Below are 11,915 nucleotides of genomic sequence, written 5' to 3'. Positions count from 1 at the left end.
TATACAAAAGACGTTCATTGCAAACCTAGTGAAGCAATGTTTATTTCTTAAGTGAACGGCATTATTTTTTAGAACGATTGAATTTCAGGGAAGCTCAGAATTAAGCCCCCATTGATTTCAGTCAGTTGGACTTGTTCTGCATTTCCTTAATTTAGCTACGAAACAGACATCCAAATTGGATGCAGTTACGTAGAAAAAAGACATAGATATAAAAAACAGCAAGATGAAGTAAACATGCAACAAACTGACCATACACAGCGTATCTGGCTAATTGGCGCTTCTCAGGGTATCGGCCTGCAACTAAGCAAATTGCTGTTAGAGCAAGGTTTTCACTTGGTCGCGTCGGCGCGCCAAGCCACCAGCAACCATGAACTTCTAGAATTACAAGAAAACTATCCGCAACATTTTGCTTTATTGGATTGCGATATTAGCGGTAGGGATTTAGGCGATGTTTGTAAGCGTGCATGGCAGATTTATGATGGCCTAGACATCTGGTTTTATAATGTCGGCGCCTATCAACCGATGCGGATTGATGAATGGGATTTAGCGGCGTTTGAAATGATGAATCAAGCCAATTATCTGGGCGCGGTAAAAGTGATGTTGCCGCTGCGCAAGTTACAGCAACAGCACAACATTGCTATGCGTTGGCTTTGGAATATCAGCTTAGCAGCCGATTTTGGACTCCCTTATGGCGGCGGTTATTCCGCCCCCAAGGCAGCACTATTAAATTTAGCTGAGTCTTTACAGCCGGAATTGGCAACCCGACAAATTGATTTGCAAATCATTAATCACGGTTTTGTGAAAACCCGTTTGACTGCCAAAAACCAATTCCCGATGCCGGGTTTAATGGAGCCTCAACAGGCCGCACAGAGAATCATGCAATTACTGGTGAATAGACCACAGCGTTTTGAACTGCGCTTCCCTTTCGGCTTGAGTTTATTGCTAGCAACCCTGAAGCGGTTACCGAAACGCCTCAGTCTAACCATTACCCAAAAGATGCTGTAAGGAGCAACAACATGACAGCTTTTCCGAACCCTAAAATCGACTTTGCGGCATCTTTAATCCAGTATGCGCAAGCCTTTGAACAGCTTGCACCGGAAACCATTCATTCGGAACTGGCTCCGCTACTGGCGGAAGACATCTATTTTGAAGACCCCTTTAATCAATTGCATGGCAAGGCACGAACCTTACAACTGTTTGAGCATATGTTCGAAACCGTATTGCAACCGCACTTTCGGGTTCTCGATTATTCGCTGTCCGACAAAAAGCCCAGTTGTGGCTTTCTATACTGGCAATTCAGCTTTATTTACAAGGGTAAATCGCAGCGTTTCGACGGTATCAGCAAGGTGCTTTTCAATCAACATGGGTTAATCTGCTCACATATCGATTACTGGGACCCTGGCAAACATATCTATGCACAAATTCCTGTACTGGGCTGGCTACTTGGCAAAGTAAATAAACGCCTAGCACTTCCCAAGGAATAAATGGAAACACAGAATAAGTCCCAATTGACTTCAGCGAAGAGTTTGAAGAGATAAGTCGAGACAGGGGCTTTTTAAAATTTGGACTTGTTCTGCGTTTCCAAAGATTACAGAGGCTCAAAATGCAGCATTCGACAGAGAAATTAATGACACAAAAAAATAACCCGCACCGGAACGGTTTTCTATATGGCGTGCTCGGTTTTCCACTCGCCCTGCTCGGGATTCCGCTGTATCTATATTTACCTAACTATTACCACCAAAATCTAGAATTGAGCCTGACACTCATCGGCAGCGCGCTCTTAGCGGCTCGCCTAGTCGATGTGATTACCGACCCTGTAATCGGCTGGTATAGCGATGTTTTTAAAACGGATAGCAACGGGCGCATTAAGCGCCAGTGGCAAATTTCTATCGGCGCAGTACTGCTGTTATTAGGCAGCTTTCAATTGTTTTTCCCTGCTGTCGATACCGGTTGGAGTTATCTTTTCATTTGGAGCTTCATCACCTATTTAGGATGGACTCTCGTCCAAGTTCCACACCAAGCAATGAATGCTGAAATTTCGGTTAAGAGAACCGATAAGACGCAATTCGCCATCTACCGTGAAGCCTTTGCTATCTTTGGTGTCATCGGCATTCTCACGCTGCCGGCTGCATTCAATCTCGAACAAAACTCTTCAGCGTTTTATCAGCTCACCTTCGGCCTGCTGGCAATCATGACCGCCATCGGCGTTGTGAGTCTGTTTTTTATCAAGCAGGATCAACAAACCCAGCAGTTTGCACAAGACGCGTACAGAATGAAAAAAAGTCTACTTGATACTTTGGCACTGCTATGGCGCCATAACCGCAGTGTCTTCGCAATTATGCCGAGCTATTTAATCAATAATCTCGCTAATGCCATTCCAGCAACCCTATTTATGATTTTTGTCAGCGATTACCTGCAATTGCAAGAGTACACGGCTCTGTTTTTACTGACCTATTTTGCCGCCGGAATCTTGGCTTTACCGATCTGGTTCGAACTCTCTAAACATTTTGCAAAAAAGACAGTTTGGCAAGCGTCAATGCTACTGGCCGGTTTCAGTTTTGCCGGTGTTTTTACTCTACAGGCTGGCGACGTTTTCGGATTCTTGTTAATCTGCATCCTCACCGGTGTCAGTCTCGGTGTGGATATCGCCATGCCAAGTTCAATTCAAGCCGACTTAACCCAATCTGCCTCGGAAAATCATGTCCATTCAGCCGGGTTATTGTTCGGCATCTGGAGCATGCTCACCAAACTCTCGTTAGCATTGGCAATCGGTATTAGCTTTCCGCTGTTAGACTGGGCACAAAGCAATGATGCCTTCCCGCAACTATTTTTAGTACTCATGTACGCAGCCGTGCCGATTGTATTAAAAATTTTTGCTTGGTGGCTACTGATAAGATTCGACTCCCATTACAATGATGAAACGACTCGTGACGGAGAAAATCATGCATAAACTTAAGAACTTATTTCTTTCGGCGTTCTATTTAATCGGCTTACTACTGGCTCCGAACGCGCACGCTGAATTGCAAATCGGTGATGTAGCGCCAGCATTCAGCTTACAAGATCAACACCAGAAAACCGTTAGTCTGCAACAGCAACGCGGAAAATGGGTCGTGTTATATTTTTACCCGAAAGACGACACCCCCGGCTGCACCACCGAAGCCTGTAGCTTCCGCGACAACATCAACCGTCTTATTGTCCAGCAGGCGGTGATTTTAGGCGTCAGTGTCGACTCGGTTGCAAGCCATAAGAAGTTTGCCGATAAACATGAACTGCCTTTCAGCCTGCTAGCGGATGAAGACGGTAAGGTTGCGGCGCAATATGACGCGGTACTGAACTTAGGCATTATTAAATTTGCTCGTCGCCACAGTTTTATTATCGATCCGAATGGTAAAATCGCCCGCGTTTATCGCAATGTCGATCCGCAGCGACACGTTGCCGAAATACTGAAAGACCTTAAACAATTACAAGGCAAATCATGAGCAATCAGAATCGAAGCGACTACCCATTTATTGTTTTCGGCATGGGCTGCTTCTGGGGTGCAGAAAAACGCCTTAGCGAAGTGCCGGGCGTGATCGATGTGGAATCCGGCTATGCCGGCGGCGATAGCCAAGATGCCACTTATAAAGAAGTTTTGGCTTTGGAAAAAGCCTTACAAATGGGGTTAGCCGAACAACGCAATCACGCCGAAGTGATTAAAGTCAGTTACGATCCACAACAAGTCGATTTAGAAACTTTGCTGGCGCACTTTTGGCAAAATCACAACCCGACGCAAGGCGACCGTCAAGGCAATGATGTCGGCAGTAATTATCGCAGTGTCATTTATTACCGAACCGAAGAAGAAAAACATCTTGCCTGCCTGAGTTTAGAGAAGTACCAAACCGCACTAAAACAACACGGTTTCGGCAAAATCACCACTGAAATAACCGAACTACGCAACTACAGCCGTGCCGAAGAATACCATCAAGATTATTTACAAAAAAATCCATTTGGCTACTGCGGCTTGGGCGGCACCGGCATTCCCTATCCAGATTAATTTTTTAAATACCAACAAAAAGCCCCAAGAATACTCTCTCGGGGCTTTAAAAATATTTTTGAGACATGACTAACGGAACCAATCAATTTTGCCGTCATTGTTCGGTAGCGTAACTACTTAACTAGCATAAAAATCGCTAACATTTCAATTGTCATCCCCATAACAATCAGCAACATATATTGCAAGCCGGTATCAATATTAGAGAACCACTTCATCGCCACACTCTCCTTGTAAATTTTTATTAACATATTCACCGTTGTAGTTTACCGACTCGCTCGCCGCTCAAAAGGCGCAAGATTACGTAGTAAAAACCAGCAAATCTCTTAAATTGACCAAAATCAATTTTAACTTTCAGCAAAAATACAACAATTTATGCAACTGCAAGAATAAGTTAAGTAATCATTTCAAGTAAAAATCCACTACCTGAATCTCCACAATTAAGCGTTTTTGCCTACCCTCAAGAAAATTGTTCGATATGGTTTTTTCAGTCCTTATCTATTTGTCGATTCAGATTTATGTACGCGAACGTAGAGAATCCGCTAAAGTACTAATAAAACAGGAATCAGGGAAATGCAGAACAAGTCCCATTGACTTCAGCAAGGGGTTACAAGTAGGAAAACCTAACCACGGAGTTGCCCTTGTCGTCCTCGCTCTACAGGACTTTGCAAAAACTGTCTTAACGGTAGCCTGTTCTAGACATGACTGCAAAAAATCGCCTACCTGAGGCAATTTGGACTTATTCTGCGCCCCCTTAGATTCCATTAATGTCATTTGTATTCCCTTAGAGCAGTCCGTTAATGACTAAAGATTCACTCGCAGTCAAAATTAGTTTATTGGTTAGTTTGCTGACGGTACTTACTCTGCTAGCCGTCTATTTAACCGACCACGACCTATATCGCGAGAATGCCAAACAAATGGCCTTGGACAGCGGAATACAGCATGTCCAGAACAGCGAAAAGCAATTTGCCACACTTCTCAACAATACCCAATCACTGTTGCATGCAATTGCCGAGAACCAAAATTTCAAGGACTATTTAGCTAACGTTAAGCACGTCACTGACGATAACGCTAACAAGCAACAAGCCCTGACGCTCTTTATGAGCTTGGCACAAGCCAATGAAAATATTATGCAATTGCGCTTTATCGATAGCGACGGGAATGAAAACATACGTATTAACCGTAATAGCTCAGCTTCCGAGCCATACTGGGTCGCTAACAGTGATTTACAGAATAAAGCACAACGTTACTATTTTACGAATGCGAAGAAAAACCAAAGTAACCGAGTGCAGTTTTCACATTTAGACTTGAATATTGAACACGGCAAACTGGATCAACCTTATCGTCCAACCGTTCGCGCCATGCTTGACGTCTATCACGACGATCAATTTCAAGGTATGTTGGTGATCAACCTATTTGCACAACCTATTCTGCAACAGATGATGGCTATACCATCAATTACTGCCACGCTGATTGACGGTGACGGCTACCCATTACTGCACTCTGACCCAAGCTACAACTGGGGTATGTTCCAACAGCCGCCAAAGAACCTCAGTGCCAATTATCAATATTTACTTTCGATGTTGCAGCAGACGCCTTTAGTAGAGCACCAAGACATGCTTTTGGTTCGATTGCAGCTGCCTTTGCCTCAGGACTTATTCCTAATTCTTCAAGTCAACGATCAATACCTAACTCGCATGGATGAGATCCATAAACGTAGTTACTCACTCAGCACCATTTTGGCTACCCTATTAATGATTCTTGCCGGATTTACTGCCATACACCTACTCAAAAAAAATCAATTCAAAATCGCTCAACTAGACAAAAAAATAGTATTAGCAATAGAAGGGTCTCATATCGGTTTCTGGGAACTTGATTTATCCAATGAGCGCTTCCACTTCGATAGTGGCATCAAAACCTTGTTACCGTTTCTTGAAGAAAATGGCGAAGTTACCCTGCCGCAACTGGAGCACCTTCCTGAAGGCTTTGCCAAAGGTCTGCGGGAAGTTGCCTACAAGGCTAAACATGCAAAGCTGAATCACACCAAACGGATTGACTTTGATTTTGATGCCAATGGAAAATCGCAAGCCTGGTACTTTCAATTCAATGTCATGCTCGACCCAGAAGGCGACCGCATCTGTATGGGAATCTGCTATGAAATCACTGATTTCCGCCGCCACCAACGAGAACTGAAAGCGCAAGAGAATCTGTGGAAATCGGCACTGCTTGGTACCGGCGACAGCTTATGGGAATGGGATATCGAAGCCGATAGCATTACCTTCTCAAAACAGCTTTGTAAGCTCCTTGGCTACAATGACGACTGTCAGTTGCCGCACATGAAGCAATGGCTGGCGATGGTTCACCCCGAAGATTTAGCGGAAAGCCAATTGCGTCTACAAAACCTTTTTAACGGTTCAAGCACTCGCTATGAAAATGAAATTCGAGTCAAAGGCCGCAACGGTGATTATCACTGGATACTTGATCGGGGCATTGTTTTCGAATTTGATAGCCATGGCGACCCTCTAAAAATGATCGGGACACACAGTGACATTACTGCCCGTAAATTGCACGAATTAACTGCCATGCAGCTCACGCAGGAGCAGGAAATGCTGTTCAATACCATCGACAGTATTCTGATCACTTGCGACCAAGACGGCACCATCACTAAATTCAATCGCACTGCCGAACACCTTTTAATGTATTTCCATGACAAAGTAGTCGGTGAACTGAATGTTTTGATGCTCCTAAATACTCAAGAGATTCTGGACTACGCAAACAAATATAACGTCAATATCAGCGAAACCGAACTACCGCTCAGTTTTAGCAGTTTATTGAAAATTCTAGCAGAACGACCTATTCGCAGCTTTTCTACCACTTTGAGTTCATCGGACGGCTTTAAAGTCCCGGTAATGCTATCGATCTTTACACAATATGATGACGATAATCACGAGGTCGGTCTGATTCTCAACGCCACCGATATACGCTTGCAGCAATCTCTGCAAAAAGTTCGTGACGAATATGAGAACAAGTACTTCAATCTATTTGAACAATCACTCGATGGTATTTTACTGATTGATGCGAAAACCTTTGAAATCGTCGAATTCAACCATGCGATTTGTCGTTTATTAAGCTACACACCGGAAGAGATGCAACAACTTGATTTACGGGAGCTTGACAATGACAAGGATTTGTTAGGCATTAATCAACGAGCAAAATCGCTGGAACAAGAGACCTCAATTTCATTTGAAAACGTATTAATAGACCGCTATGGGATTGCCAAAGACGTTTTAATTAAGGCGCGTCGAATTAATTTACAAGGTCGCGCATTACTTTATCTGATACTGCATGATATTAGTAAGTTCAAACGCATTCAAAATCGTCTAGAAGAACAAGGTTCGCGTTTAGTTCAAGCACAGAGTCTCGGTAAACTGGGGAGCTGGAGTTATAACTTCTTCACCCATAAACTCACTTGGTCTCTAGAAGTCTTCACCATCTTCGAAAGAAACCCGATTTCCTACGATCCAAGTTTCGACAAATTCATAGACTCAATCCATCCAGAGGACCAACAGAAAGTCTTATATGAATTCAATTACTGTAAAGATTCCGGCAAACTTTATCAAGTCGAGCACCGTATATTAATGGCTGACGGTCGGATTAAACACGTTCTGGAACGAGCCACTTTCAGTAAAGATACCGAAGGCAACGTCTATTCTGCACAAGGAACAGTACAGGACATCACCGAAACCAAACAACTGCAATTAGACCTGATTCGAGCCAAAGACGAGGCGGAAAACGCCAACCGCGCAAAAAGCTATTTCTTGGCCAATATGTCGCACGAAATCCGTACCCCGTTAAACGGTATTATCGGCATTAACGAACTGCTACAAAAAACCAACTTAACTGAAATGCAGCAGCAGTATTTACAGAAATCCGTGCGCACCTCCAATGCCCTGATGAATATCATTAACGACGTCCTTGATTACTCCAAAATCGAAGCCGGCAAACTAAACCTAGAGCATACGGAATTCGATCTTAGCACCCTACTGGTAAGCTTAGCCGACCTCTTTTCTCTGGAAGCAGAACGCAAAGGTATTGAACTAGTCTTTTTGATTGACCCGAAAGTTCCAAGTCAGCTACTCGGTGACCCACTGCGAATTTCACAAGTTTTCAACAACTTGGTCGGCAATGCACTGAAATTCACCGAAAAAGGCGAAATCCGTATCAGCATCGAACAGTTAAAACAAAAAGGCTCACAAACCGAAATCGAAATTACCGTTACCGATACCGGAATCGGTATCAACGCTGAGCACCGAGATCGTCTATTCAAACCTTTCTCGCAAGCAGAAAGTTCTAATACTCGTAAATTCGGCGGCACCGGCCTCGGATTGGTAATCAGTCGCGAACTTGTGGAGCACATGGGCGGGCGTATTTGGCTAGACAGTAAATACTATTCGGGAAGCCAATTCCATTTCACCTTACAACTCAAAATACCGCAACAGCAGAAACAATTAGCCGACACTTCCAACATGCAAGCACCCGAATCACTGAATGTACTTGCCCTGCTCAGCCGTCAAGATGAAGCGAAAAACCTCGCCGAACATTTACAACACGAAAGAATTAAGTTTGCTAACTGCGATACACTTTCCGACTGCAAAACGGCTCTAGAGAAACAGGATTACAACCGACTGATTATCGAACTCGGAGAACATGATTTCAGCGAGTTGCAACAGGAAATCAAGCTTGATGAATTTTCCGGTTCCATCATTATTATCGCTTCGCAAGAACAGCAGAAAAACCTGAATAAGCTAGCGACGCCGTTACAAGAAAAAATTATCGCAATCATTAATAAACCGCTGATTTACTGTAAACTAATTCGCCAATTACTGCTGTTGAAAAAGGCCGACTTGACCACTACCGAAAGCGACGAGCTGTATCGTTTCAATGCCAAAGTCTTGTTGGTCGAAGACAACAGCATTAACCGTTTTGTCGCGCGCGACTACCTGGACGATTTTGGAATAGAAGTAGTTGAAGCGGTTAATGGACAAGAGGCTGTCGATCTCAGTAAACAAGAATCGTTTGATTTAATCTTGATGGATTTACAGATGCCGGTAATGGACGGCTTCGAGGCTGCTCGCATTATTCGCCAACAAGACAAAGACACGCCGATTATCGCCCTAAGCGCCGCCGTACTTGAGGAAGACGTCGAACAATGCCGTCAAGCTGGAATCAACCAACATCTGAGTAAACCGATTACCATTCAAAAATTATGTGAAGCGCTTAGCGAATACCTGCCAAATCAAGCTGAACAGCATAACCACAAAAAAACAACCTCGGAAGAATCCGAAAAACCATCGCTTGATGACCCACAAAAGAATCCTATAGATGAAGTCTCAACAGCATTTGCAGACGAATTACTCATCGACCTCGATGAAATGATGGAGCGCTATCTTAAGGCCGACAAGATTAATTACCTATTGCAAGAATTCATCAAAACGCATCTCGATTTCATTGAGAAAAACCATTCACTTGATGCGAGCAGTGCCGAATTTGACCGCGAAATCCACACCCTAAAAGGCGTGGCATCGGTAATGTGCATGAACCGTTTGTTTGCAGTCAGTAAAGCCTACTACCAAGCAAAAAGTGCCGAAGAAAAGCAACGCCTCCGCCCACAACTGGAACAAATTATCCTCGCCTCAATTGCTGCGGCCGAATCCCACATACACGAAAACCAATCATAAATTCCAGGATCTCTTAAGGAACCTCTGATTGAATCAGATTAATTTCTGGCAACACCAAAATTTTCAGGTCAAGGCGTTCGGATTGTGGTTTGGATATTCCAAGTATGCGCTGAGCAACACAGAATGATGATATGTTCAGCTCCCCCTAAGGGCACTGAAAAACTCAGCATCTCTTACGATCTTCGATTGCTATTACAACCATCGGGGAGGCAGCCGCTACCCAAATAATTTCCAACAAAGCTTCAACAAGCCAAGAATTTACAACGTGCATCACTTCACCAACTTCTTACATAAAAAAACCCGCAATGGGCACTACTCCATGCGGGTTACAAGATATACGAAGCTTATAAACAATGGACTTATCAAGCAAATAAACACTACTTAATGAAATTGTTTATGGAGTTAATTTTAGTTAAAGAATCTTTTTTTGCAACTTTTTTATTAATGTTTTTTTTGAATTACAGTATTTTATAAATAACAATTACTCAAATAAACCAGAAAAAACCTAAATAATCGTAATAATCTGAACATACTCACTTAACTTTATGGGCAATAATTACATCTGTATTATTTTTACATTTATTTTACTCTTGACCATTGCCTTTCTTTTCACTTTAAGGTACTTTTACCTGAGAGATTGCAAAGCAAGTTGATTGACTATTCGCTTTTTGCAGAACTCACTCAATCTTTAAAGTTACTTATTTACATATTTTCTGGAGAATCACATGCTTGCTTCACTACTAGGGCTAAACACGCCAACACCTGATGAATTTAATGATGATGACCTTATTGCTGCGACGGTTGGACAACTAAAAGACCTACCAGTTCTAGGCGATTCTGTCGGACCACTTCTTGACACCTTGCATGGCCTACCACTTCTTGGTGAAGACGTTAAATTCCTAACTTCGACTCTGCACGCAACTCTACCAGGCGGTGCTTTAGTCAATGATTTACTAGATACAGTAACCAGTCTTCCTGTAGTTAACGATGTACTAGGCCTAGTAGAACAGCTAGATAATGGCCTGCTTGGTGGAATTACCAGTGAAGGAGGATTGCTTCCTTCACTATTGGCACCGACTGGCCTAGTCGGCGGTCTTTTAGGAACGGTGACCGGTCTTCTTGACGGCCTGCCTATCGTTGGTGATCTATTAGGCGGCGAGAGTGACAGCGGACTACTTGGCGGCTTGTTAGGCGGTCTACCGATTGTTGGCGACTTACTTGGTGGTGACGACGGGCTTTTAGGCGGTCTCCTCGGTGGTGACGGCCTGCTAGGTGGACTACTTGGCGGTGACGGTCTTCTTGGTGGCCTTCTGAGTGATGACGGTCTACTTGGTGGTCTTCTAGGTAATGACGGACTTGTAAGCAATTTACTTACCCCTCTTATCGGTCCAGAAGGTGTTGTGTCTGGTCTAGTTGGTACGGTGACCGGCCTACTTGACGGCCTACCAATCGTTGGTGACCTACTTGGCGGCGACGGTTTACTAGGTGGACTTCTAGGCGGTGACGGCCTGTTGGGCGGCCTTCTAGGCGGACTTCCAATCGTTGGTGATCTATTAGGCGGCGGTAGCAGCGAAGGTGGATTGCTTGGTGGCCTATTAGGTGGCGGTAGCGACGAGACAAGCGGTGGCATTCTAGACCTAAGCAGCTTATTAGGTGGTGAAGACGGGCTACTTGACGGCTTGCTAGGTGGCCTAACTGGAAGTGCAGATGCAAGTGCAAATGTCACCGTAGAAGCTGAAACTGCTTCAAGCGGCGGATTGCTAAACATTCTAAGCCTAGGCGGTGACGATAACTCGCTACTTGGCGGTCTACTTTAATTAACTTGGCTAACCAATTAAGCCAAAAATTAAACACGACTCTAAGGAAATGCAGAATAAGTCTAAATGACTTTAGTTAATAGGAACTTATTTTGCCTCTCCCTAACGGACAACGATCTTTATGGCTGTTGTCCGTTTTTTATTTCTCCTTCAACTCATGTTCGTTTCCTTAAGGAAACGCAGAATAAGTCCCCATTGACTTCAGCGAGGTGTTTGAAGCAGTCAATTCTAGGCAGTTTCGCAAAGCATAGCCATCGCTATGGTTAAGAAGCCTAACAACGAAGTGACGCTTCCAAACCTCGCCCGTAGGGGCTTTGCAAAATTTGGCTA

The 11,915-nt window shown here is 43.8% G+C and carries 7 protein-coding genes; all 7 read left to right on the top strand.

Going from position 1 to position 11,915, the window contains the following annotated elements; all coding sequences use genetic code 11:
- Nucleotides 1-234 precede the first annotated feature (234 nt).
- The 7 genes from J3998_RS04800 to J3998_RS04770 all read left to right on the top strand — a co-directional run bounded on the left by J3998_RS04800 (nucleotide 235) and on the right by J3998_RS04770 (nucleotide 11,585).
- Nucleotides 235-1,005 (top strand): SDR family NAD(P)-dependent oxidoreductase, encoded by a 771-nt coding sequence (locus J3998_RS04800; protein WP_208148338.1) that lies wholly within the window; start codon nucleotides 235-237, stop codon nucleotides 1,003-1,005.
- A gap of 11 nt (nucleotides 1,006-1,016) precedes the next feature.
- A complete protein-coding gene (locus tag J3998_RS04795) occupies nucleotides 1,017-1,484 on the top strand; it encodes a nuclear transport factor 2 family protein (protein WP_208148337.1) in 468 nt (155 codons plus the stop codon).
- Between the two features lie 143 nt (nucleotides 1,485-1,627).
- Entirely contained in the window at nucleotides 1,628-2,950 is a 1,323-nt protein-coding gene (locus tag J3998_RS04790; protein WP_208148336.1) for an MFS transporter, read from the top strand.
- A complete protein-coding gene (locus tag J3998_RS04785; RefSeq protein WP_208148335.1) occupies nucleotides 2,943-3,479 on the top strand; it encodes a peroxiredoxin in 537 nt (178 codons plus the stop codon). The genes J3998_RS04790 and J3998_RS04785 overlap by 8 nt, the downstream gene beginning before the upstream one ends.
- Nucleotides 3,476-4,033 carry a peptide-methionine (S)-S-oxide reductase MsrA gene (gene msrA, locus J3998_RS04780; protein WP_208148334.1) on the top strand — a complete coding sequence of 186 codons (558 nt, stop codon included), beginning with the start codon at nucleotides 3,476-3,478 and terminating at the stop codon, nucleotides 4,031-4,033. The genes J3998_RS04785 and msrA overlap by 4 nt, the downstream gene beginning before the upstream one ends.
- Nucleotides 4,034-4,830: 797 nt before the next feature.
- Complete coding sequence (locus J3998_RS04775) at nucleotides 4,831-9,768, top strand: hybrid sensor histidine kinase/response regulator (protein WP_208148333.1); 4,938 nt, start codon at nucleotides 4,831-4,833, stop codon at nucleotides 9,766-9,768.
- 725 nt (nucleotides 9,769-10,493) lie between these two features.
- Nucleotides 10,494-11,585, top strand: a complete 1,092-nt coding sequence (locus tag J3998_RS04770) for a hypothetical protein (RefSeq protein ID WP_208148332.1) — start codon at nucleotides 10,494-10,496, stop codon at nucleotides 11,583-11,585.
- Nucleotides 11,586-11,915: the final 330 nt, after the last annotated feature.

Source organism: Thiomicrorhabdus marina, from assembly GCF_017571465.1.
GTDB lineage: Bacteria > Pseudomonadota > Gammaproteobacteria > Thiomicrospirales > Thiomicrospiraceae > Thiomicrorhabdus > Thiomicrorhabdus marina.
Note: the sequence above shows the minus strand (reverse complement) of the source record. Positions and strands in the feature narration are given on the sequence as shown.